The organism is Stutzerimonas nosocomialis (assembly GCF_005876855.1).
GTDB classification, from domain to species: Bacteria; Pseudomonadota; Gammaproteobacteria; order Pseudomonadales; family Pseudomonadaceae; genus Stutzerimonas; species Stutzerimonas nosocomialis.
The window spans coordinates 73784-98434 of record NZ_QLAE01000011.1; the positions used below are offsets into that span (position 1 = coordinate 73784).

At 65.3% G+C, this 24651-nt stretch carries 16 protein-coding genes and 1 pseudogene; 11 read left to right on the forward strand and 6 right to left on the reverse strand.

Annotated elements, in window-relative coordinates:
* Positions 1-3: 3 nt before the first annotated feature.
* The 4 genes and pseudogenes from DN824_RS09250 (at position 4) to DN824_RS09265 (ending at position 11191) form a co-directional block, all read left to right on the forward strand.
* Positions 4-8523 carry a two-partner secretion domain-containing protein gene (locus DN824_RS09250; RefSeq protein WP_138408068.1) on the forward strand — a complete coding sequence of 2840 codons (8520 nt, stop codon included), beginning with the start codon at positions 4-6 and terminating at the stop codon, positions 8521-8523.
* Positions 8523-8996 (forward strand): competence protein ComJ, encoded by a 474-nt coding sequence (comJ, locus tag DN824_RS09255; protein ID WP_138408069.1) that lies wholly within the window; start codon positions 8523-8525, stop codon positions 8994-8996. Before DN824_RS09250 ends, comJ begins: the two co-directional genes overlap by 1 nt.
* 200 nt (positions 8997-9196) lie before the next feature.
* A pseudogene (locus DN824_RS09260) lies at positions 9197-9433 on the forward strand (transposase); the annotation flags it as partial.
* 369 nt (positions 9434-9802) lie between these two features.
* Entirely contained in the window at positions 9803-11191 is a 1389-nt protein-coding gene (locus DN824_RS09265) for an amidohydrolase family protein (RefSeq protein ID WP_206666161.1), read from the forward strand.
* A 90-nt stretch (positions 11192-11281) separates the two neighbouring features.
* Here DN824_RS09265 and DN824_RS09270 read toward each other — a convergent pair whose 3' ends face one another.
* A complete protein-coding gene (locus DN824_RS09270) occupies positions 11282-12169 on the reverse strand; it encodes a LysR substrate-binding domain-containing protein (RefSeq protein ID WP_174236488.1) in 888 nt (295 codons plus the stop codon).
* A 121-nt stretch (positions 12170-12290) separates the two neighbouring features.
* On the opposite strand from DN824_RS09270, the gene DN824_RS09275 reads away from it, so the two are divergent.
* The gene (locus tag DN824_RS09275) at positions 12291-12992 is read left to right on the forward strand and encodes an FMN-dependent NADH-azoreductase (RefSeq protein ID WP_138408070.1); all 702 of its coding nucleotides are present in this window, start codon (positions 12291-12293) and stop codon (positions 12990-12992) included.
* Positions 12993-13098: 106 nt separating this feature from the next.
* On the opposite strand, the gene DN824_RS09280 is transcribed toward DN824_RS09275, so the two are convergent.
* From DN824_RS09280 to DN824_RS09295, 4 genes are all read right to left on the reverse strand, one after another.
* Complete coding sequence (locus DN824_RS09280) at positions 13099-13548, reverse strand: DUF2147 domain-containing protein (RefSeq protein ID WP_138408071.1); 450 nt, start codon at positions 13546-13548, stop codon at positions 13099-13101.
* Between the two features lie 107 nt (positions 13549-13655).
* Entirely contained in the window at positions 13656-14597 is a 942-nt protein-coding gene (locus tag DN824_RS09285; RefSeq protein ID WP_138408072.1) for a DNA/RNA non-specific endonuclease, read from the reverse strand.
* Positions 14598-14635: 38 nt separating this feature from the next.
* A complete protein-coding gene (locus DN824_RS09290) occupies positions 14636-15115 on the reverse strand; it encodes a hypothetical protein (protein WP_349751433.1) in 480 nt (159 codons plus the stop codon).
* A 160-nt stretch (positions 15116-15275) separates the two neighbouring features.
* Positions 15276-15926 (reverse strand): DUF2238 domain-containing protein, encoded by a 651-nt coding sequence (locus DN824_RS09295; protein ID WP_138408073.1) that lies wholly within the window; start codon positions 15924-15926, stop codon positions 15276-15278.
* Between the two features lie 137 nt (positions 15927-16063).
* Between DN824_RS09295 and coxB the strand changes: the two genes are divergently transcribed.
* Genes coxB through DN824_RS09320 form a run of 5 tightly spaced genes read left to right on the forward strand, consistent with a single transcriptional unit; the run spans position 16064 to position 21845 of the window.
* A complete protein-coding gene (coxB, locus tag DN824_RS09300) occupies positions 16064-17083 on the forward strand; it encodes a cytochrome c oxidase subunit II (protein WP_138408074.1) in 1020 nt (339 codons plus the stop codon).
* The gene (ctaD, locus tag DN824_RS09305; RefSeq protein WP_138408076.1) at positions 17080-19608 is read left to right on the forward strand and encodes a cytochrome c oxidase subunit I; all 2529 of its coding nucleotides are present in this window, start codon (positions 17080-17082) and stop codon (positions 19606-19608) included. The genes coxB and ctaD overlap by 4 nt, the downstream gene beginning before the upstream one ends.
* Positions 19605-20018, forward strand: a complete 414-nt coding sequence (locus DN824_RS09310; protein ID WP_138408078.1) for a hypothetical protein — start codon at positions 19605-19607, stop codon at positions 20016-20018. Before ctaD ends, DN824_RS09310 begins: the two co-directional genes overlap by 4 nt.
* A complete protein-coding gene (locus DN824_RS09315; RefSeq protein WP_138408079.1) occupies positions 20015-20644 on the forward strand; it encodes a cytochrome c oxidase assembly protein in 630 nt (209 codons plus the stop codon). The genes DN824_RS09310 and DN824_RS09315 overlap by 4 nt, the downstream gene beginning before the upstream one ends.
* A complete protein-coding gene (locus DN824_RS09320) occupies positions 20625-21845 on the forward strand; it encodes a c-type cytochrome (protein WP_138408080.1) in 1221 nt (406 codons plus the stop codon). The genes DN824_RS09315 and DN824_RS09320 overlap by 20 nt, the downstream gene beginning before the upstream one ends.
* 36 nt (positions 21846-21881) lie before the next feature.
* On the opposite strand, the gene DN824_RS09325 is transcribed toward DN824_RS09320, so the two are convergent.
* Positions 21882-22922 (reverse strand): threonine aldolase family protein, encoded by a 1041-nt coding sequence (locus DN824_RS09325; RefSeq protein WP_138408081.1) that lies wholly within the window; start codon positions 22920-22922, stop codon positions 21882-21884.
* 305 nt (positions 22923-23227) lie between these two features.
* Between DN824_RS09325 and DN824_RS09330 the strand changes: the two genes are divergently transcribed.
* Positions 23228-24649, forward strand: coding sequence for a hydroxysqualene dehydroxylase (locus tag DN824_RS09330; protein WP_158295375.1), 1422 nt, complete (start codon positions 23228-23230; stop codon positions 24647-24649).
* Positions 24650-24651 lie beyond the last annotated feature (2 nt).

Genomic DNA, 24651 nt, shown 5'->3' on the forward strand with positions numbered 1-24651 from the left:
CACATGGACGTGCGCAGCCCCCTCTTCCAGAACATCGCCGCGGTACTGGCAGGCGTGATGTTCCTCAACCCCATCGTCAGCACCGCGGCCGAGCTGACAGCCGCCTCCGGAAGTGGGGTGACGGTGGGTGAGGCGCGCAACGGCGTGCCGGTGGTGAACATCGCCGCGCCCAACGGCAACGGGCTGTCGCACAACCGGTTCACCGACTACAACGTCGGCCAGCAGGGGCTGATCCTCAACAACGCCACCGACCGCACCCAGGCGACTCAGCTGGGCGGCATCATCCTCGGCAACCCGAACCTCAATGGCCGCGCGGCCGGCATGATTCTCAACGAGGTCACCGGCAGCAACGCGAGCCGCCTGCAGGGCTACACGGAAGTGGCCGGCAAATCCGCCCATGTGATCGTCGCCAACCCCCACGGCATCACCTGCGACGGCTGCGGCTTCATCAACACGCCTCGTGCGACGCTGAGCACCGGCACGCCGGTGATCGAAGGAGGCCGGCTCGATCGCTTCGACGTCGAAGGCGGCAGCATCACCATCGAAGGGCAGGGGCTGAATGCGAGCAACGTCGACCAGTTCGACCTCATCACCCGCAGCGCCAGGATCAACGCCGAACTGCACGCCAACGCACTGAACGTCATCACCGGGCGCAACGAGGTCAAGGCAGACGATCTGAGCGCCACCGCCAAGGCGCCGGATGCCGGCGACAAGCCGATGCTGGCCATCGACAGCTCCGCGCTCGGCGGCATGTATGCCGGTGCGATTCGCCTGGTCGGCACCGAGGCGGGCGTGGGTGTGAAGCTGGCCGGCGACATGGCGGCCAGTGCCGGGGATATTCGGATCGATGCCAATGGCAAACTGAGCCTGGGCCGAACCGCGGCGAGCAATGCGCTGCAGATCGCCGCGCAGCAGGTCGAGCTCAACGCCGACACCTACGCTGGTGGCGCCGCCCGGATCACGGCCCGCGACAGCCTGGCCAACAGCCAGAGCCTCGCTGCGGGTGGCAGCGTGACGTTGCAGGCGCAGGCGCTGATCAACGAGGGCATCGTCGAAGCCGGCGTCAATCCGGACAACAGCCGCAACGCCAGTGCGGACATGACCCTCGATGCGCAGAACATCCGCAACAGCGGCACTCTGGTCGCCGGCCGCGTGCTCGAGGCCAATGCCCGGACGCTGGATAATCAGGGCGGAACGCTGAGCGCCGCCACGGCCCGTATCGATGCCGGCACCCTGAACAACCAGCAAGGCCGCGTGCTCGGTAGCCAGCAAGTCAGCGTCTCGGCCGCTCAACTGGACAACCGTGCCGGCCTGGTGCAGAGCCGTGGCAACGCCGACGTGGGTGGTATCGACCTGGATAACCGCGGCGGAGACATCATTGCCCTCGGCGATCTGGCGATCACCGCCGCAACGTTGGACAACCGCGAACAGGGGCGTGTCGTGGCACAGGGGCAGGCGAGTCTGGTGACCGATTCGCTGGACAACCGGGGCGGCCTGGTCAGTGGCAGCAAGGTGTCGGCCCAGGTGACTGGCCAGGTCGACAACCGCGACGAAGGCCTCCTTGTCAGCGACGGTGCGCTGGACCTCAAGGCAGGCCGTCTGGATTCCAGCAACGGTGGCGAGGTCTCGGCCCGCGGCGATCTGACTGCCGATCTCGGCGAAATGGCCCAGGTGGGCGGGCGGCTGATCGGCGAAGCGGCGGTAAGCCTGCAGCTCAACGGTGGTGCGCTGGATAACCGTGGCGGTCTGATCCACGGCAAGGGCCCGGTGAGCCTGGATGCTGTCGGCACGTTCGACAATCGCGGCGGCGAAGTTTCGACCATCTCCGCGTTGAACGTGACTGCGGGCCGTATCGACAACAGCCAGGGCGGTCGACTGATCGCGTCGGGCACCCTGAAGTCCGACGCTGGCCAACTCGATAACCGCGGCGGTCTGGTTTCCGGCTGGCAGGGTGTGACGGTCACCGGTGGCAACCTCGACAACAGTCAGAGCGGAACCCTGTCCAGCCGAGACGGCTCTCTCGCCGTGGACCTCAGCGGTCACCTGGATAACAGCGCAGAGGGTGCGCTGGTCAGCAAAGGTAACCAGACGCTGCGTGCAGCAGGCCTGGACAACCGGCACAACGGCATCATCTCCAGTGAAGGCGACATCGTCGCGCGGCTCGACACCACGCTGGACAACAGTGACGGCGGGCTGCTCAGCGCCGCAGGTACGCTTGCCATCGAGGCGGGAGCCATACGCAATGCGGGTGGTCAGCTTGGCGGCGCGGACAACGTGCGCCTGCGTGCCGATTCGCTGGACAACCGCCAAGGGCGGCTTACAGCGGCTGGTACGCTCGACCTTCTTTTCGGCGCTTCGTTGCTCAACGGCGGCGGGCGCCTGGCCAGCGGCCGCGACCTGCTGCTCGTCGCCAGCGAGATCGACAACCAGGGTGGCCAGATCGCCAGCCAGGGGCTGCTCGACCTGTTCGCTACGAGCCTCGCCAGTGCCGGTGGCACCCTGGGTGCCCGCGATAGCCTGTCGCTGCGGTTGGCCGACACTCTGGACAACAGTGCCGACGGCCTCATCTTCAGCCAGGCCGGCGCAGTGAGCGTGGAGGCCGACAGCCTCGATAACCGGCAGGGCGCGCTGCAAGGTCATGGCGCTGTCACGGTCGCCACGGCCGGAGCCCTGGACAACCGCGGCGGCACCATCATCAGCCAGCAGGGGAACGTCGACCTCCATGCCTCCAGCCTGGACAACGGCGACGGGGGCGTGCTGAACAGCCTGGCTGGCTGGCTGAGCGTCGTCACGGGTGGCCTGTTCGGAAACGCGGGCGGTGTCGCCCAGGGGCAGGCGGTCGATATCCAGGCGGGAAGCCTCGACAACGACCAGGGGCATCTCTCGGCGATCGGCGGCGATACCCGCATCGTCACTGGCGACCTGCTCAACAGGGGCGGCGGCCTCTATGCGCGCGACGCCTTGCACCTCGAGGCCGATGCGTTCGATAACAGCGCCGGTCAGGTCGGCGCCCGGCAGATCGACTTCAGTTTGCACGGTGCCCTGAACAACGCCTCGGGCCTGATCGAAAGCGCCAGCGTCCTGAACCTGCAGGCCGCCAGCCTCACCAACGAGGGTGGCACGCTGCGCGCGCTTGGGCAAACGGGCAGCACCCGGATCAGCACGACGGGGGGCGCCCTGGACAACCGGCGCGGCCTGATCGAAACGGCGAACGGCGACCTCTACCTGAGTGTCGAAGGCTTCCTCAATGACGGCGGCACCCTTCGTCATGTCGGCACCGGTACCTTTGGCCTGGCGAGCCACCTCGCCGCGCAGGGCGGCGGCAACCTGATCACCAACGGCCTGCTCGACATCCAGGCCGCCAACTGGACCCACAGCGGTCTCATCCAGGCCAATCGGCTCAACCTGGACGTCGGAACTTTCACCCAGACCGCCAGCGGCCAACTGCTGGCCACCGGCGCATTCACCGGTACCGGCGGCACCTGGATCAATGACGGCCTGATCGCCAGCGACGGCGGCCTCAGCCTGAACCTGACCGGCGACTACAGTGGCAGCGGCCAGCTGACCAGTCTGGGCGACCTCGCCCTCACGGCCGCCGCCCTGGATCTCGCTTCCGCCGGGCGCATCGCCGGCGGCGCCATCACGACGATCGACATCGCCGGTCAGGCCACCAACCGTGGCCGCCTGACCTCTACCGGCGACTTCACCCTGCGCAGCGCGACGCTGAACAACTATGGGACCTTGGGTGGGGCGGAGCAGGTGCGGCTCAAAGCAGGATCGATACGAAACGAACGCGGTTTGATTTTCAGCGGAGGGGACCTGCAGTTCAACACAACTGAATTCACCAACTTTTATGGTGATGTTTACAGCTTGGGCAGGTTGTCGATTGCCGGACTCGATGGGTTGAGCGCGAATCTTATCGATAACGTCTCGGCGACTCTGGAAAGCGTTCAGGATATCGCACTACAAGCAGTGACGATTCGTAATCGTAGAGAGCAATTCGGGATCAGCCGAACTTTGGTATCAAGTTCGATGGGTGTTTACTGCCATGATTGTAGTGGGAGTACGTACACCGTCGATTATATCGTGCGTGATATCTATGAAGGTGGATTTGGAGATGAGTCTCCTGCTGGATGGATTGTTTCAGGTAACAATCTGAAGTTGGCTGGAGATGTCGTTCTAAACGAGGCAAGCACCATCAGTGCTGCTGGGGATATCGAGATTGTGGCCGGCAGTTTCTCCAATGTAGGGGCTATCAGTGGAACGATAGAGCGGGTTCGTGTATTTCATAGTGGTCCGGTTACTGATGGAACTGTATATCGTTTCGTAACAGGTCAGCTGATTCCTTACAACAGGGTTTATAGTGCTGAATTTCCCGGGGTTATTTATAGAACTCGGAGTGGTGAGGTGCGGCTGGCTCTGCCTGAAACCGATTACGAATGCTTCGATGGTACCTGTTGGAGATATACTGCATGGAGGGATTCTGTTACCAAGCAGTACGTTGATGTAAGTGTTGACTATGGGAACAGTATTCCAGCTTCGCAATACAGTCGTGAGGCTGCGGCAACTGCGCAGCTTCCAAGAGAATTTACGGTTTACGCGCTGTCCGGAGATACCGAAGTTGTCAGCCCTGGCGGCGAGATACGAACCGCAGTCGTTCAGGCAGGCGGTAATGTGTCCATTACTGCAAGCCAAACTCTTGAAAACAGCGATATACGCCATGGATACCGGCCCTCTACAGGCAGTGCGCGGGGGGGCGAAACTGCAGTTGTAAGTGCAGCCACCCAAACCGTCCAACTCAACCCCCAACTGCCACCAGACCTCCAGCAAAAAGCGGTCAATCCGCTGGACTTACCGGGTTTCAGCCTACCCCACGGTGAGAACGGTCTGTTCCGTTTGAACAACCAGAGTGGCGAGGCCGCTAATGGCGGTGCAATGACCGACCCCTTGCCCGGTGAACAGCAATTGGCCCAGGTCCAGGGTGTGCCAGGCACCACCCGCCCAGCCACCATTGGCCACAAGTACCTCATCGAGACCAACCCCGCACTCACCGACCTCAAGCAGTTCATGAGTTCGGACTACCTGCTTGGCCTGCTCGGCTACGACACCGATGTGGCGCAGAAGCGCCTCGGTGATGGCCTCTACGAGCAACGCCTGATCCGCGAAGCCATCGTCGCCCGCACTGGCCAGCGTTACCTGGCCGGATTGACCAGCGACGAAGCAATGTTCCGCTACTTGATGGACAACGCCATCGCCAGCAAGGACGCCTTGGGCCTTGCACTCGGTGTCTCGCTTACCGCCGAGCAGGTCGCTGCGCTTACCCATGACATCGTCTGGATGGAGGAGCACGAGGTCATGGGCGAGACGGTACTCGTCCCGGTGCTATATCTGGCCCAGGCCGAAGGCCGCCTGGCACCGAACGGCGCGCTGATCCAGGGCCGCGATGTTGCGCTCATCTCCGGTGGGGAGCTGACCAACCAGGGCACCCTGCGTGCCAGTCAGAACCTCGACATCAGCGCGGAAAATATCGCCAACAGTGGGCTGATGCGGGCCAACGACCGGCTGCAACTGCTGGCGACCGAGAGCATCCGGAACGCGGCCGGCGGCATCATTGCTGGGCGGGACGTCATCGCTGTTGCGCTGACTGGCGATATCGTCAACGAGCGCACCGTCTCGACCCACCTGGTGCAGAACAGCAACCACTACGGCTATCGCCAGGACTTCATCGACAGCGCCGCCAGCATCGAGGCGGGTAATAGCCTGAGCCTCTCGGCAGGGCAGGACCTGCTGAATATCGGCGGCAAACTCTCTGCTGGTGGGAATGCCTCCATCAATGCCGGACGTGATCTGGTCGTTGCCAGCCAGAGCGAGGAGGACTCGTATTCCATTCGCGAGCGCAAGTCGCGCAGCAGCGAACAGAGCATTACTCAACATGGCTCGGACATTCAGGTGGGCGGCGATCTCCTGATGCAGGCCGAGCGCGACATGGCAATCATCGGCAGCAAGGTCCAGGCCGGCGGCGACGTCGTCCTGCAAGCGAACGAAAACCTCATAATCGCCTCGGCGGCTGATGAGTACCACGCCGACTCCTACCGCAAGAGCGGCGGTAAAAAAGTCACTACCGAGCGCGATACGGTTACCCAGATCGGCTCGGAGATCAGTGCCGGCGGCGACTTCATCTCTATCTCTGGCGCCGACACCACGCTTGTCGCCAGCAAGATCGAGGCAGGCAACGAAGCCTACCTCTATGCTGGCGGGCACTTGGACGTGCTCGCCGCCCAGGACAGCGACTACTCGCTGTACGACATGAAGAAGAAGGGCTCCTTCGGTAGCAAGAAGACTAGACGCGATGAGGTCACCGACGTGCGAAACGTCGGCAGCACCATTACCACCGGTGGCGACCTGACACTCGTCAGCGAAGGCGATCAGCTCTATCAGAAAGCCCGCCTGGAAAGCGGCAATGATCTGGTGCTCGACGCAGGCGGCGCCATCGTTTTCGAAGGCGTGAAGGACCTACATCAAGAAAGCCACGAGAAGAGCAGCAACAGCCTCGCCTGGACATCAGCCAAGGGCAAAGGCACTACGGACGAAACCCTGCAGCAGAGCGTACTGATCGCCAAGGGCGAGACCGTTATCAAGGCGGTGGACGGTCTGCAGATCGATATCAAGGACGTGAATCAGCAGACCGTGAGCCAGACCATCGATGCGATGGTCAAGGCAGACCCGGAGCTCGCCTGGCTGAAGGAGATGGAGCAGCGCGGGGATGTGGATTGGCAGCGTGTGAAGGAGGTGCACGACTCCTTCAAGTACAGCCATTCGGGGTTGGGGGCTGGGGCGCAAATGGTATTGGCAATTGCCATGGCCGTCGCCATGGGCCCGGCGGGTCTTGCTTTGGGCGGAGCGACAACTTCTGCAGTTGCAGCTACGTTTAGCACCGCCGCTATAAACAGCGCTATCAGCAATAAAGGCAATTTAGGGAGCGTTTTGAAAGACGTTAGTTCGTCCGATGCTATGAAAAGCTATGTGTTTAGCGCGGCGACTGCGGGCATAGGCGCGCAGTTTGGCTATCAGCCCACAGCGCTTGGCCTGAACTGGGCAAACGTCAGTCAAGTTGCAACCAAGACGGTCGTGGACGCTACTCTAAAGACGGCCATCTATGGCGGGAGTTATAAGGATAACCTCGCTTCAGCGGCGCTTAGCAACGCTGCGAATATTGTCTCCGCAGCTGCGTTCAAGTACGTCGGTGATTACGCTTCAGAACAACTCAAAGTCGCCGTTACGTCTGGAGACGCTGCCGCTATTGATCTATGGAAAGAGGGTGGGCTCGGGCGCACAGCTATGCATGCGACCATGGGCGGCCTGCTGTCTTCCTCAATGGGGCAGGGCTTTGCAAGCGGTGCCTTGGCTGCAGGCGCAAACCAAGCGCTTTCAGGCTTACTTTCTGAATCAATAGCGCAAAACGACGAAATTCGTGAAGCGATTGCCCAGTCTGTAGGCGTGGTAGCCGCAGGGTTAACGGGCAAAGACCTCGACAAAGGGGCAATGATCGCTGCGCAAGCTGACAAATATAACCGGCAACTGCACAGCGACGAGGCTGCCTTTCTCCAGGAGCTAGCTTTGGGTGACCCCGAGCGGGCTGGCGCCTGGGACGCGGCTGCATGTGCGTTGGTCCGTTGTAGCCAAGGGGTGCCAGTAAGCGACCAACGGTATGCCCAGCTTGCCGCGCTTGAGGCCGAGGGTGCTCTTTACCCTGAGTTTCAAGCAGCGCTCAAGCAGACTGGACTGTTCAACTATTCCTCTAGTGAGAAACTAGCTGACGCAATCTCTAAGAATGGCGAAGAGCTGTACTACGCGGGCGCTTGGGGCAGCGTGGTTGGCGGAGCTGGGGGCGCGGTATTCTCAGGGCTTGGCGGAGTGGGCTCTTGTGGGGTGACTCTCGGTTTGGGCTGCGCGGGTGCTGTATTAGGCGTTGCGGGGGGGGTTGACCAATTTAACGATGGGCTGGCCCGTGCGTTTGCGGATTATCAATCGACTGAAGGCCAGAGGGTCCTTGCGTCGTTCCGCCCAGATTCGCATATTGGGGACACGAGCCTTTGGTATGGTCTTGGTGACTTTGCGTTAACGCAGGCTGCGGATATTGCGCTGAGTAAGCTCGGCGGGAATTTGGTCACCAAGATTGATGGAAAGCTTGGAATCGGCCCGAAAGACGTAATCATATCCCGTGGGAAGTACGGGGAGGCGGCAGATCATATATCAGATGCGCAAAAAGCCGGTCACCCTGATGTATTAACGATCGATAGGCCAGGTGCTCCAGACAATAGAAAGGAGTCTATTGGTGGCCTGCAGAAGGTCCCTGGGAAGCAGTTGGACGAGTACCCTCCAGCAATGTTTAAGGAAGGCGGGCTTGGGGCGAGTGTTAGGCCCATCAGTCCGAGAGATAACATGGCAGCTGGCGCGTGCATAGGAAATGCTTGCAGAGGATTGTCCGAAGGAGATAAGGTCAGGATTAAGGTGGTGGACTGATGGTTAAGTTTGTAGAGGGTTTTTATTTATCGTACGCGCAATTTTGCGTATTCCAAAGTTCGCTCGATCAGCCTTATAACGATTGGAGTGATCGGAGCTACACGCAAGGATTTGCTTGGCGAGTCGGAAGTGTTTCTTTTAGAGCGCTGGTTGAGGAAGGCTATCATAAAGTTAATATCTTCATCGGCGAAGGAGAGCCAGAATTAACTTCTGAAGTGGTTCGGGCGATAAAAGTTCCGTTCACCGTTAAGGGGGGCAATATCGAAATAGGTAGTATTTCGGATACTATTCCTCTCGAATTGCCTGACGGAGACTACGCAATCCGGGTGGAGTTTATTAGCTCTCTCGTGGATGAGGCGCATGAGATAAACATCCGTCTAAATAAAGGGTGCTGTGCTTTTGAGCTTGTTAAGGCGGATGCTGAAATTGTTACTCAGGGCGATTATGATGTTAAGGCGATGCCGGCGACTTAAGTTCAAGAAACGCGGGAAAGAAAAAGGGGACAGATCTATTTCCCGCTAACATGGCGGTCGATTAAATAATCTGCCCCCTTTTTTCTAAGGCCAGCGGGTCCTTGCGTCGTTCCGCCCGGAAAAAGGGGACGGAAAAAAGGGGACAGATTTATTTTTCACCTGATCGGCTAAGCTGAAGGTCTCTACGGAAGGAGGTCGTTATGCCTAGGATGGGCCGTCTCGTTATACCGAACTACCCGCACCATGTCGTCCAGCGAGGCCATAACCGCCAGGTCGTGTTCGCCGCCGACGAAGATTACCAGCGATACCTGGCGGATCTGCGTGAGCTGAAGGAGGCCTTTGGCGTCAAGGTCTATGCCTACTGCTTGATGACTAACCATGTTCGCCTGCTGCTGGCTCCGGGTGAGGCCATAGCAGGGCTTGGTCAGTTGATGCGGCAGAAAAGGGGACAGATTTATTTTCCCGCTAACATGTTGGTCGATTAAATAAATCTGTCCCCTTTTTTGTGCCGGTCGAGCCCGGCGCGCTCAGCAGCGCGGTATGACAAGGTCTCCCTAAATAAGGCGGATTTGTATGCAGGTGAGGGGGAGGAGAGGAAAAGTCTTCAGAAAAGAAGTAATTGAGAGGAAAACGGGACAGATTCATTTTTTCGCTGCGTGTACTGCTCCTGATTCTACGGACACCTCGAACGTGACTATTCCACCGTCCCATGCCAGATAAGCCAGAGGACTTCTTCGCCCCTCTCCCTTGACCCACCCCCCGGTCATCACTTCACTGGAAGGCAATCCCTTGAAGCGGAGCCCGCCATGCGCTTTTCAATCATCTCTTCTCTCGCGTCCGGTGTCCTGTTGTCGGTGCTGCTGGCGTTCTTTTCCCACTTGCAGGCACAGCCGCGTGTCTTGCTGATCGAGGGGGCGCAGGTGATGAGCCTCGATCCGCAGCTGGGGGACCTGCCGCGTGCGGATGTGCTGCTACGCGATGGCCGCATCGTCGAGGTCGGCGAGGGGCTCTCGGACCCCGAGGCGCAGCGGATCGATGGGCGTGGCAAGCTGCTGCTTCCCGGTCTGGTGGACACCCATACCCATCTCTGGCTGAGCGCGGCGCGGGGGGAGTTTCGTAATACGCCGCAGACCGACTACTTCCTGTTGAAGAAGCACCTGGCGCGGCACTACACGCCCGAGGACATCCGTATCGGTACCGCCTTCGGCGCTCTGGAAAGCCTGGCTGCGGGCGTGACCACCAGTGTCGAGTTCTTCCACAACCTGCGCGGTCCGGAGCATCTGCAGGCGTCCTTGGAGGCGTTGCGTGACAGCGGTATTCGCGCGCGGCTGCTGTATGGCGCCCATGACGACCTGCCCGACGATCATGCCATCGATCTCGAGCACCTGGCCCAGGTCGCGGCGGACTGGCCCGAGGGGCGGGTTTCGCTGGGCCTCGGCTGGCGCGGCGTTGGCAGCGGGGACGATGCGGGCGTTCTGGCGGTTGGCCGGCAGGAGATCGAGGCGGCGCGGCAACTGGGGCTGCCGGTCTCGGTGCATTCCGGCGGGGCGCGCAACGGGGCGCTGGTGGCAAGTGGCCTGCTGGGGCCGGATGTGCAGATCGTGCACGCCACCGGGGCGACGCGTGAACAGCTCGAGGCGTTCCGCCAGGCCGGTGCCTCGCTGTCGCTGACGCCGATCACCGAGCAGCGCGTCGGCTATGGCCTCACGCAACTGAATGATTACGAGGCGGTCGGGCTCATCGGCCTGGGCATCGACGGGCCGGCCCTGGCCGGTACCGCCGACCTGTTCGCCAACATGCGCCTGCTGGCGCTGACCGAGTCCGGGGCGCTGCGCTCCGAAACAGCGGTCGAACCGCGTCGCATCCTCGAGCTGGCGACGCTGGAAGCGGCCCGTTCCCTCGGGCTGGAGGACGAGATCGGTTCGATCACGCCAGGCAAGCGGGCCGACGTCATCCTGCTCGATCTCGATGCGCTCAACCTGGCGCGGCCCGGCGATACCGATCCCGCGGCGCTAGTGGTTTATTCGGCGACGCCGGCCAATGTCGACACGGTGATCGTCGATGGCATCGTCCGCAAGCGCGACGGTCGCCTGCTCGACCTGGACGTCCCGGGCCTGCTCGACGAGGTGCGCGGCTCGCTGGACGCCTTGCTCGAGCGTGCCGGAGGGCTGCCAGAGTTGCCGGATGGGGCCTGAGCAGCGTGGTGTGTCGTCGTTCGGCTGATTCGCGGTCAAGACTAGGCGTCCCCGACCGCTTTCACGGGGTGGCGGGCCCTTGATCCGGGTTCAAGCCCTGCCCGGTATCGACATCACCCAGTCTCGGATCGCCAGGATCACAGGGTCGTTTGCCCGGCTTTGCGGATAGACCAGGTAGAACGGCTTGCCCTCGATCGTCGGGCCAAAGGGTTGCACCAGCCGTCCCTGGTCCAGCTCGTCCTGGATCAGCTGGCGGCTCATCAGCGCAACGCCCTGTCCGCCGACGGCCGCCGAGATGGCGTGGGTTTCGTCGGAAAACACCAATCCGGCCGTCACGTCCAGGCCAGGCACCTTCGCCAGTTTTTGCCAGGTGGCCCATTCCAGCGGGGACGAAACGGCATCGTTGTTGCGGAAGTGGATCAGCGGATGGGCCGGTAGCTGCGCCACGTCGGTCAGCCCCAGCAGCGGGCTGCAGGTCGGGATGAAGGTGTTGTCGAACAGCTTCTCGGCGACCAGCCCCGGCCAGAGACCGTCGCCGTAGCGGATGGCCAGATCGGCGGTCACCCCGTCCAGCGCGACCGGCTCGTGGGAGGCATGGAAGCGCAGGTCGATTCCGGGATGGCTTTCGCGCAGCAGGCAAACCCAACAGAGCAGCCAGCGCACGGCGACCGCCGGTGTGGTCGACAGCGTGGCCGTCTGCCGGGCCGGCGCCGCCTTCAGGCGCTCGACCACATTGCCGATGCTGTCGAATGCCGACTCCAGTACCTGCTGCAGCTCCCGTCCCTGTGGCGTCAGCTCCAGCTTCCGGGGCCTGCGCACGAAGAGCGCGATGCCCAGCGCCGTTTCCAGGCCCTTGATCTGGTGGCTGATGGCGGTAGCCGTGACGGACAGCTCCTGCGCCGCCTGCTTGGCGCTTTCGTGGCGCGCCGCGGCCTCGAAGGCGCGCAGGGCGGAGAGGGAAGGAAGCTGGCGTTTCATGGTTGAGTTGAGTTCACCTGTGGTGGCAAGAAAAGATCGTTTGTCCGCTGTCAATGGCGGTCGTTAGCCTGAGTATGTCGTCATTTCAGATGAGTTCAACTTGGAACTGAGGAGATACGCCATGCTTCGTATTCTGCACATCGACGCCAGTGCCCGCCCTGGTCTTGCCGGCACCGACGAACACGGCTCGCACAGCCGCAGGCTCACCCGGCGGTTCGTTGACCGGTGGCTATCCGCCCGCACGCAGGACGCCGTTACCTACCGGGACATCGGCCAGAAGCCGCCTGCGTTCATCGACCATGACTGGATCGCCTCCAGCTTCACGCCCCAAGAGCGACGGTTGCCCTGGATGGAGCAGGCGTTGGCGGAGAGCGATCAGCTGGTCGACGAGCTGATCGCCGCCGACGTCCTGGTGATCGGCGCGCCGCTATACAACTTCGGCATGCCTGCTGCGCTCAAGGCGTGGATCGACCAGGTGGTGCGCCCCGGAAGGACGGTGGACGTCGACGAGAACCGGCCGACGGACCCGTACGTTCCCAGGCTGGCGGACCGGCCCCGGCACGCTGTGATTCTCGCGGCCAGGGGCGGCGTCGGCTTCGGGCCCGGCGGCCCCATGGCGCACATGAATCACCTGGAGCCGAACCTGATCACGGCGCTCGAATTCATCGGCATCACCCGGTTCCACCGCATCGCGATCGAAGGCCAGGAGATCGGGGGAGAGGTGCTGGCCCGTTCCGTCGACGAGGGGCTGCAGCAGGTGGACAGGTTGGTCGATGAGCTTCAGACGGTGCTGCAAACCCGTCCTGAACGTCAGCCGGCCTAGGCGGGCGGGCCGCTGCCATGGCCTGGAAGTCGCGATGGCGGCGGGTGGCCAGGCAGGCCCGCACACTTTCGTCACGCCAGTGCGTGCGTTAAGTCTCCTCGGCCCCTCACTCGCGTACCCAGGTCTGCGTGCGGCCCAGCGCTTCGACGCCGATGTAGCCGCGCATCTCGAGTTTCTGGCCGCCATCGAGCAGGGTGATCTTGGATCGGTAGGTCTTGCCCTTGGACGGGTCGAGTATCTCGCCGCCGCTCCATACGTTGTCGCCGGCCGGCTTCAGGCCCCAGAGGATGGTCATGCCGGTGATCGGCTGGTCCTTGCGTTCGCCGGAGCAGGCCGTGCAGACCGGGTTGGGGCCGTGGTCCGACTGCAGGATCTCGGCCACCGTGCCGGTCAGCGTGCCGTCGGCGGCTTCTTCGATCGTCACGATCGACTTGGGCTTGCCGGTTTCGTCATCGATGGTCTGCCAACGCCCGACCGGCGATTCGGCCGCCGATGCGGCGAGCGACGTGACGGTCAGGGGCAATGCAAGCAACAGCGCAGTGAGCAGCGAGCGCATGGGGTTCTCCTGGTGATGGAACGATTCGCCAGACTCTAACCGATCCGCCGGTGCGGGTGCGCCGTCAACCCACCTGATTCACGGCGCGCTAGCCGCGGGCGTCGGCGTCACACCCGGATGTCGCCCAGCACCCGTACCTCGGCCTCGATGCGCGTGCCGGTGGCGCGTTCTTCGTTGGAGAAGCCGTCGTAGTCGGACAGCGCGCCGAAGTCGATGCCGGTGAGGCGTTCGATCTGCAGCACGCTGCGCTGGTAAGTCCGGAAGCGGCCGAACAGGGCGGTGAGGCGGTCGAGCTCGCCGGACTGGTCGATCATGTAGGCGGTGGCCGAGGGGCGGCCGTCGTCGCCGAGAAAGGCGACCACCTTCCAGAACGCACGGGGTATCGGGACGCCGCGGTAGAGCCGGTCGTCCTCGCTGAACACGGGGCCGCTGAAGACCGTGGCGCGCGCCTGCCAGCGGCGGGTGTTGTCGAGCAGGTAGTTTTCCAGGTCCAGCCAGTTCTTCTGATTGAAGCCGGCCATCTGGGGCGCGCAGTTGGTGAAGTGGAAGGTGTCGGCATTGGCCTGTTCGGCCAGCGGCCCCCAGTTCGGGTCCTGGCGCCGCACCAGGTGGCCGCGGTCGAGCAGGTTGTCCGCGTAGAGGAATTCGCCGATCTGCGCCTGCGTGGGGATGCGCCCGTCATAGGCCCAGCGATCCCGGTTCCGTATCACCTCGACCAGCGAGCCGCCCTCGATGTTCACCCCGACGAACAGCGCCAGGCGCCGGCGCTTGGACATGGCGATGGAGAAGTGCGTGTAATCGAGCCGGTCCTGGGAGCTGCCGGGAATCGGCAGCAGGTCGTCCCGGTAGGGTTCGGCCAGGCTCGGCCAGGGGACCTGGAAATCCCCAAGAAAATCTGCGCGGTAGCCTTCCCGGTCAGCCAGCGCTTCGGCCGGAGTTGTCCGAGGGGGCGCGAGTTCGGCGATCGGCGCCAGGGCCGTCGGATGGCCGAACGGGCGCAGATCGGCCAGGCGCGGGCGATGGTGCAACTGGGCTTCGGGTGCGGACACGAGACCTCCGGCGGCTGCAGACAAGGGTTCCGCCGACCCTATGCGAAGGTCATGAAGGTTTCATGTCGGGCGATGCGCACCGGATCGGATGCCCGGCGCAAGCCGGCGCGGCTGGGGCTAGCGGACGCGATGCTCGGTGAAGGCGTAGTCTTCCTGGCGGCGGTGGGGTCTTTGACCGTGTTGACGTAGTGGATGGTGTTCTCGTCGATCACCGAATAGTCGTACACCTCGGCGGTGGGCACTCCGTCGGTTTTCAGCACGCTCCTGCCGTTGCTCCCATGCCACTGGCCGCGCTCGGTCTGGATCGGGCGGGTGCGCTCGGCGTCGCGGAAGAAGGTGATCGCGAAGCGGCCGTCAGCCTGGAAGTCGGAGCGCCAGGCGAGGAACTGGCAGCTGCCGCTCTGCTCGCGCAGGCCATTCCAGCTGCCGACGATGCGCTCGTCCAGCGCGGGGCGGCTGGCGCAGGCGCTCAGCGTCAGCAGGGTTGCGAGGAGGGTGACGGATGAGATCCCTTTCATGATGCCTCCTGGAGTGTTCGGTCATGGGCCGGCAAAACGCTGCCGCCCGCGTGCGGGGCGGCCATGCTAATGGCAGTCCCGCCGGAAAAATGCGACCAGTGTGGCGATATGTGCGACGGGGCGCATGCCGGCATGGCCCGCCCCGGGAGCCGGTCGCGGGTCAGCCCGAACCCGGCTTCGAGCGCCACGCCCGGGTGGCGAACGCCGTGACGAGCATGGCGATGACGGCTCCGCCTGCGGCCAATGCCATGTCCTTTTGCGGGTCCCAGCGGTCGTCCTGGGTGCCCAGGAAGGTGCGTCCGAGACCGCCGCCGAGCATTTGCGCCCCGGCCCATTCGATCAGTTCGTAAATGGCGGAGGTCGACAGCACGATATCGACCGGCAGTATCAGGCTCCACAGTCCCGGGCGCAGGCCCAGGCGGATCAGCACTTCGCGAATCGGATAGGCCAGCAGCAGGCCGTAGCTGAAGTGCGCCAGTCGGTCGAACTGATTGCGTTCCCAGCCCATCTGCCGGTCCAGGCTGTGGCCGGTCAACGCCTGCCACCAGCTGTCGTAGGGCACCTTGGCGTAGGTGTAGTGCGCACCGAGCTGGTGGATGCACAGGTACAGGAAGATCAGGGTCGCGGCGGCGCGAGAGGGCAGGTAGTGCTTATGGGCCGACAACAGGGCGATCACGAGGCCCAGGACCAGCAGGTTCTCCAGCAGCCAGTCGTGGCGGTCCGCCGGCTCGATTGCCAGGACGATCCAGAACAGCAGATACACGCCGGCCAGGGCCAGCAGATAGCGACGAGGGTGCCTGTCCATTCCCATGTTGTTTCCCGTTCAGCGCGTGTTTCTGTACGACAAGCGCAACGCCGGGAGGGTCCGCCCGACCACCTGTCACGGCGTTCGATCAACCTTTTTGGCCGCGGGGGTGTCACAAAACGTGACCTTCAGCGAGGCGGACTATGTGGCCCATTCTGACGAGCGACCTCGCCCGAGCCTGCCTCAGGCTGCGTGACCTCGGCCTGTTGCTGCTGCTCGCGGCGCTGGCGGGTTGCGATGGCCAGCAGTCTGCGCTGAACCCGGCCGGTGCCGAGGCCCAACGCATCGCCACGCTGTTCTGGTGGATGACCGGCGGCGCCCTGGCGATCTGGATGGCGGTGATGGGCATCGCCCTGTACGTCACCCAGGCGCACCCCGAAGCCCACGGCATTCGCAGCGCCCGCTGGCTGATTCTCGGCGGTGGCATCGTCTTCCCGGTGGTGGTGCTGACCGGCCTGCTGATCTACGGGTTGATGCTGATGTCGCAGCTGCGCCCGTCCGAGGACGTGGCTCTGCGCATCGAGGTCTCCGGTGAGCAGTGGTGGTGGCGGGTGCGTTACCGGGGCGAGGCGGGGGAGGCGATCGAGCTGGCCAACGAGATCCGCCTGCCGGTCGGCGAGCGGGTCGCCTTCAGCCTCACCAGCCCGGACGTGATCCATTCGTTCTGGGTCCCGTCGCTCGGCGGCAAGGTCGACATGATTCCCGGGCGCACCAACGAGCTGGTGCTGGAGCCGACGCGCACCGGCACCTTCGGCGGAGTCTGCGCCGAATACTGCGGGACCTCCCATGCGCTGATGAAACTGGTGGTGGTGGTGATGCCGCGAGACGAATTCGACCAGTGGCTCGCCGCACAGGCCGAGCCGGCGCGGGTGCCGGCGTCCGAGCTTCAGCAGGCGGGCCAGCGGGCCTTTCTCGCCAACGGTTGCGGTGCCTGTCATCAGGTGCGCGGTACCGAGGCCGACGGCACCCTCGGGCCGGACCTGACCCACGTCGGCAGCCGCCTGAGCCTCGCCGCCGGCACGCTGCCCGCCGATGTCGACGCCTTCCAGCGCTGGATCGGCCACACCGGCGCGATCAAGCCGGACGTGAGGATGCCGGCCTTTGGCATGCTGCCCGAGGTGCAACTGAGCGCCATGGCGCATTATCTGAGTGGCCTGAAATGAGCGAGCCTTCGCAGTACCTCGACCCGCAGGACGAGGCTCGCGCCAGGGCGCAGGCCGAACGCCTCGCCGCGGCCTGGAAGACCCCCACCGGCTGGCGCTACTGGTCGGCGGTGAACAATACCGAGGTCGGGCTCTGGTACACCGGCGTGTCCTTTCTGTTCTTCCTCTTCGCCGGCGTGCTGGCGATGCTGATCCGCGCCCAGCTGGCGGTGCCGGACAACGACCTGCTGTCCGCGTCAACCTACAACCAGGTCTTCACCCTGCACGGCACGGTGATGATGTTCCTGTTCGGTGTACCGATCTTCGAGGCCTTTTCCATCCTCATCCTCCCGCAGATGCTCGGTGCGCGGGACCTGCCCTTTCCACGGCTGTCGGCCTACGGCTTCTGGTGCTTCATCATCGGCGGGGTGTTCGTCTGCGGTTCGATCTTCTTCGGCGTCGCGCCCGAGGGCGGCTGGTTCATGTACCCGCCGCTGACCACTGCCTACCAGGACGGCCTCGGCGTGGACATCTGGCTGCTCGGGCTGTCGTTCATCGAGGTCGCGTCGCTGGCGGCGGCGGTGGAGCTGATCGTCGGGGTGCTCAAGACGCGGCCGCCGGGGATGCGGATCAACCTGATTCCGCTCTACTCGTGGTACATCCTGGTGGTGGCCGGAATGATCCTGTTCGCCTTCCCGCCGCTGATCGCCGGCGATCTGCTGTTCGAACTGGAGCGCGCCTTCGACTGGCCGTTCTTCGACCACACCCGCGGCGGCGATCCGCTGCTGTGGCAGCACCTGTTCTGGATCTTCGGCCATCCGGAGGTCTACATCATTTTCCTGCCGGCCGTGGCGCTGGTGGCGACCATCGTACCCACCGCCGCCCGGCGACCCATCGTCGGCTACAGCTTCATCGTGCTGGCGGCGGTCGGCACCGGCTTCATCAGCTTCGGCCTGTGGGTGCATCACATGTTCACCACCGGCATGCCGGGCATCTCGCTGGCATTCTTCTCGGCGGCGTCCGAGGCCGTGGCGATTCCCACCGGTGTGCAGATCTTCTGCTTCCTCGCGACGGCGCTGGCGGGGCGCTTCGTCAAATCGGTGCCGATGCTGTTCATCGCCGGCGCGCTGGCGATCTTCGTGCTCGGCGGCCTGACCGGGGTGATGGTGGCGCTGGCGCCGTTCGACTTCCAGGCGCACGACACCTACTTCGTCGTGGCCCACCTGCACTACGTGTTGATCGGCGGCATGCTGTTCCCGGTGATCGCCGCGCTCTACTACTTCTATCCGCTGGTGCGCGACAAGACGCTGTCCGCTCGCCTCGGGCGGATCGCCTTCTGGCTGATGTTCATCGGCTTCAACGTCGCCTTCCTGCCGATGCATTTCACCGGCCTGCTGGGCATGCCGCGGCGCGTCTACACCTATGCGCCGGGGATGGGGTTCGATGTGCTCAACATGGTCTCCACGGTCGGCGCCTTCATCCTCGCCGCGGGCGTCGCGGTACTGGTCTGGGATGTCCTGCGGCCCAAGGGCAGGCAGCCTGACAGCACGCGTAATCCGTGGGATGCCGGCACCCTCGAATGGCTCGCCGAAATCCCCGGCAAGTCCTGGGGCGTGCGCTCGATCCCGATCGTCAGGAGTCGCTATCCGCTGTGGGATCAGCCCAACCTGACCCGCGACGTCGATGCCGGGCGCTTCTATCTGCCGGATGCGGAGGAGGGCAAGCGCGAAACCCTGATCAGCAGCATCATCGATGCCGAGCCGATCCAGTGCCTGCGCGTGCCGGGTCCGACGTTCCTCAGCCTGTGGGCGGCCGTGTTCACCGGTGGCCTGTTCATCCTTTCCACCTACGGCTGGTATGTCGCCGCGCTGATCAGCGGCGCTCTGGCCCTGATCACCATCCTCGTCTGGCTGTGGACCGGCACCGCGCTGATTCCGGAGAAGCCGCACAAGGACATCGGCCTGAACGTGACGGTGCCGCTCTATGCCTCGGGCGCCAAGTCGGTGGGCTGGTGGGCGACCTTCATCACCATGATCGGCGACATGAGCGCCTTCGCCAGCCTGGTGTTCGGCTACTTCTTCTTCTGGACGGTGCACGACGACTTCCCGCCTGCCGACGCCGCGGGGCCAGGCGCGTTCTGGCCGGTGCTCGCGCTGGCGCTGATCGTCGCGTCCTGGGGCCTGACGCTGCTGGCCCGGCGCTGCAACGCCCGTGACCGGGCGGCGGGCTTCTACCTGGCGCTAGGGCTGGCGGCGGTCTGCACCCTGGCCGGTGCCTGGTCGCTCTGGGCCGGCCCGCATTTCAGCGGCCTCGACCCGACCAGCAACGTCTACCCCGCCACGGTCTGGGTGCTGGTGCTCTGGTGCCTGCTGCACCTGGCGGTCGGCCTGATCATGCAGCTCTACTGCCTGGCGCGCCGTGCCGCCGGGCGGATGACTGCCGTGTACGACATCGACATCCGCAATGTCGCGCTGTACTGGCATTTCATGTTCATCACCGTCGCGGTGACCGTCGCGGTCATCGCCGGCTTCCCGGAGGTCGCATGAGCGAGCCGTCACGTCCGATCGAGCAGCAGGCGCCCGAAGCGCCGCCGCAGGAGCGCGATACGCTCTGGCTGATCACCTTCGGCCCGGCCATCTGGGCGGTGCACTTCGTGCTGTCCTATGTGGCGACCGCCGTGTGGTGCGCCAAGGTGGCGGGCCGTGGCGGCGAACTGGGCGATATCCGCCTCGCCATCGGCGTGCTGACCCTGTTCGCCCTGGTCGGCATCGCCCTGACCGGCTGGCGCGGCTGGCGCCAGCACAGCTTCGGCCATGCGACGGCGCCGCACGATTTCGACACGCCGGGCGATCGCCACCGCTTCCTCGGCTTCTCGACCCTGCTGCTCAGCGGGCTGAGCTTCGTCGCGACGATCTTCGTGGCGCTGTGCGTCGTCTTCATCAGGAGCTGCGCATGATCTGGCGTCCGCTGTCGCTGGTGCTCGGCCTGGGTACGCTGGTCGCGGTGTGGCTCGGCCCGCTGCCCGCCATGGCCGATCAGCTGTTCGTCGGGCACATGCTGATGCACGTGATGGTGGTTGCGGTCGCCGCGCCCTTGCTGGCGATCGGGATCGCCGGCAGCCGGTTCGACCCGTCGAGCCGGATGCCCGTGCTGTTCTCGCCGATCCTGGCCTCGGTGATCGAGCTGTTCGTGGTCTGGGCCTGGCACGTCCCGGCCCTTCACCACGCGGCGCGCGCCTCGCAGGCGACGCAGTCGCTCGAGCAGGGCAGCTACCTGTTCGTCGGCCTGCTGGTGTGGCTCGCGGCGTTCGGCGGCGACCGCAACCGCCGCGCGCTGGCCGGTATCGCCGGCCTGCTGCTGACCTCGATGCACATGACGCTGCTGGGCGTTTTGCTGACGATGGCGAGCCGACCGCTGTTCGAACACAGCGGATCGGCGCTGTCGACCCTGAGCCCACTCGAGGACCAGCAAATGGGAGGCATCATCATGCTGGCGTTCGGCGGCACCTCTTACCTGATCGGCGGGCTGTATCTGCTCGCCGGCCTGCTGCAGGACAAGCGCAATGCCGTTTCCCTCGGCTAGGCGCCTGCTGCGTCGCTGGCTCCGCTGGCTGACCGGCGCCTGGAAGCCCGTGCTCGCGACCGTCGCGCTGCTGGGCGCGCTCGCCGGGCTGGGCGGTTTCGCCCTGGTTTCCCTGGGCCTGGTGTCGATAAGCGCCAGCTCCGGGCACTGGCCCGCCACCGCCTGGCTCCTGCACTACGCGATGCGCCGCGCCGTGCATACCCAGTCGATGGGCATCGAGGCGCCGCCGCTGGACGATCCGGCGCTGGTGCTCAAGGGCGCCGGGCATTACCACACCGGTTGTGTCGCCTGTCATGGCGGGCCGGGGCAGCAGCAATCGCTGATCGTCCGGCAGATGACGCCCGAGCCGCCCTTGCTGGCGCCGCGGATCGCGCATTGGGAGGCGCGGGAGCTGTTCTGGATCGTGCGCAACGGCGTCAAGTTCACCGCCATGCCGGCCTGGCCGGCGCGCCAGCGCGAGGACGAGGTCTGGGCGTTGGTGGCCTTTCTCCAGGCGATGCCGACGATGTCGACTGAGCGCTACCGGCAACTCGCGCTGGGCGAGCGCGCCGGCGAGACCGCCAGGCCGGTGACGCCCGATCACCTGCGCCCCCTGCAGGACCCGCTGGAGCCTGTATTGGCCAACTGCAACCGCTGTCATGCCGCCGACGGCGGGGGGCGTGGCGAAGGCGCCTTCCCGCGCCTGGCCGGGCAGAGCGAGGCTTATCTGCTGGGTACGCTGCAGGCCTACGCCAGGGGCCAGCGCCATAGCGGCATCATGCAGCCGATCGCCGCGGGGCTCGAACCGGAGATGATGCAGGCCCTGGCGAGCCACTACGCCGGGCTGCCCGCCGTCGCCCGAACGGACGCGCCCGCGCCGGCCACGCTCGCCGAGGGCCAGGCACTGGCCGAACGCGGCGTGCCGGAGCGCGGCGTGCCGTCCTGCGCGCAGTGCCATGGCCCGAAGGCCGGCCCGCGCAACCCGATGTACCCCCGTATCGCCGGGCAGTACGCCCGCTACCTCAAGCAGCAGCTGGAGCTGTTCACCGCCGGCCAGCGTGGCGGCAGCGAATACGCGCAGGTGATGCACAGCGCCGCCCGGCGCTTGACTCCGGGGCAGATCCAGGCGCTGGCCGACTACTACGCCTCGCTGCCACCGCAGTCCGCGCCGGCCCTGGCCGACGAGCCCTCGGCGGCGGCACCGTTCCCCGCGCGGCGGTGATCGACGCTCAGGGCTGGCCTGTGAGCTGGCGCTGCGTCAGGCCCCCATCACGTCGCGGATGTCGCGTGCCAGCGCTTCGACACGCTCGAGTTCGGTGTCCCAGGAGCACATGAAGCGCGCGCCGCCGGCACCGATGAAGGTGTAGAAGCGCCAGCCGCGGGCGCGCAGGGCTTCGGCGGCCTGCTCCGACAGTTGCAGGAACACGCCGTTGGCCTCCACCGGGAACATCAGCTCGATGCCCGGCACGTCGGCCACGAGTTCGGCCAGGCGGCGGGCGCATTGGTTGGCGTTGCGGGCGTGGCGCAGCCAGGCGTCGTTCTGCAGCACGCCGACCCAGGGCGCGGAGAGGTAGCGCATCTTGGACGCCAGCTGGCCGGCCTGCTTGCAGCGGTAGTCGAAGTCCTCGGCCAGTTTGCGGTCGAAGAACAGGATCGCCTCGCCGACGGCCATGCCGTTCTTGGTGCCGCCGAAGCAGAGCACGTCGACGCCGGCCTTCCAGGTCAGCTCGGCCGGGCTGCAGCCGAGCGATTCGCAGGCGTTGGCGAAGCGCGCGCCGTCCATGTGCAGGTGCAGGCCGAGTTCGCGGCAGGTCTGGCTGATGGCCTGCAGTTCGGCCGGACGGTAGACGGTGCCGACTTCGGTGGCCTGGGTGAGGCTGACCACGCGCGGCTTGGGAAAGTGGATGTCCTGGCGCTTGAGGGCGATCTCGCGGATGGCCTCCGGGGTCAGCTTGCCCTGTTCGGTGCGGGCCAGCAGCAGCTTGGAGCCGTTGGAGAAGAATTCCGGCGCGCCGCATTCGTCGGTCTCGACGTGGGCGGTGTCGCCACAGATGACGCTGTGGTAGCTCTGGCACAGGGCCGCCAGCGCCAGGGAGTTGGCCGCCGTGCCGTTGAAGGCGAAGAACACCTCGCAGTCGGTTTCGAACAGCCGGCGGAAGTGATCGGCGGCCCGCGCCGTCCAGCTGTCCTCGCCGTAGGCACGCTGGTGGCCCTGGTTGGCTTCGGCCATGGCAGCCCAGGCTTCCGGGCAGATGCCCGCATAGTTGTCGCTGGCAAATTGCTGGGTGGTGTCGGTCATGGGGTATTTCCTTGTTCGGCGACGCGTCCGGCGCAGGGCGGCGCGTTTTTCAGTCGGGCTTCAACCGGAATGGTACCTGCGCCCGGGCCCGGCGTGTTGGCCGAAGGCTGCGACAGGATCGCCCGGCCGCTGAACGTCCCCGGTGCGGGGTCTGTCGAAGCTTCAACCCCACCGCGGATGCCGCCCATGTCCACGATCCGGCTGCCCCTGTCGCGCCATGCCCCGTTCCTGCCCGGCCGCTCCTGCCGGAAGGCGGGCGATCGCAGCGGTGGGCGGGTGGCTGTCGCACGCGCGTCGGCCTGCCTGTGACCACGCCCGACGTGGTGGTCGTCGGGGCCGGGATCGCCGGCTTGTCCTGCGCGGTGCGGCTGGCGGACGCCGGGCTCGCGGTCACCGTCGTCGAGTCCTCCGAGGTGCCCGGCGGGCGGGCGCGCAGCTGGAGCGATCCGGTGATGGGCGACAGCGTCGACATCGGCCCGCACATCCTGCTCAACCAGTACGCCAACATGCGCGCCCTGCTCGAACGCCTGGGCACGGCGGACCAGGTGCTGTGGCAGACCGAGGAGCTGCTGACCGTGTTCGACCGGGGCCGCTCGATGCACTTCAAGGTCGGCGGGCTGCCCGCGCCGCTGCATTTCGCGCGCAACCTGCCGCGCGTCCTGCCCAGCGTGCCGCTGCCCGACCTGCTCAGCAACACGCGGCTGGCCTGGCGGACGCTGCGCAGCACGGGACCTGAGCTGATGAAGCTGGACGCGCTCAGCGGCCGTGAGCACCTGAGGCGCTGCGGGGTGAGCGAGTTCTTCATCGACTGGTTCTGGGCCTCGGCGGCCATCGCCATTCTCGCGGTGCCGGTCGAGCGCTGCTCGGCCGCCTCGCTGATGCGCCTGCTGGGCCAGGCCCTCGGCCACGACGACATCGCCTTCGGCCTGCCGAAGGTCGGCCTCAGCGACCTCTATGCCTGGCCGGCGATCGAGTTCATCCGGCGCCGGGGCGGCGAGGTGCGCCTCGGCTGCGGCGTGGAGGGGCTGCTGCGCGGGCCGGGGCGGGTGACCGGCGTTCGCCTGGCCGATGGCACCGGCGTCGAGACGCCGGCCGTGGTGCTGGCGGTGCCGCCGACCGCCATCGCCCCGTTGCTGCCGGCCGACCACGCGCTGGCGCGGACGGCCCGGTCGTTCCAGCCCAGCCCTTACATCAGCTGCTACCTGTGGTTCGACCGGCCGATCACCGACACGCGGTTCTGGGCACGGCCCTGGTGCCCGCAGGGGTTCAATACCGACTTCTACGACCTGAGCAACATCCGTCCGACGACCCGGGGCGGCGCGCTGATCGCCAGCAACATCATCTGGAGCGGGCGGGTCGAGGCGCTTTCCGACGAGGCCATCGTCGAGGCCACCCGCCGCGAGATCGCCGAGTTCGCGCCCCGGGCGCAGCGCGCGCAGCTGCTCTCGGCCTCGGTGCATCGCATTCCGATGGCCATCCCCGCCGCGTTTCCCGGCACCGAGACGGCGCGACCGCAGACGCGGGTGGAGCGGGGCCTGTGGCTGGCCGGCGACTGGGTGGACACGGCGTTGCCGTTTTGCATGGAGAGCGCGACGCGCGCCGGCGCGCTGGCGGCCGAGGGCGTGCTCTCCGAACGGGGCGTGCGGCGCCGTCTGGCGCTGCCGCCGCCGAGACCGGGCGGCCTGGCCCGCTGGTTGCGCTCCGGTCAGCCGGGCGAAGATTTCTGAAG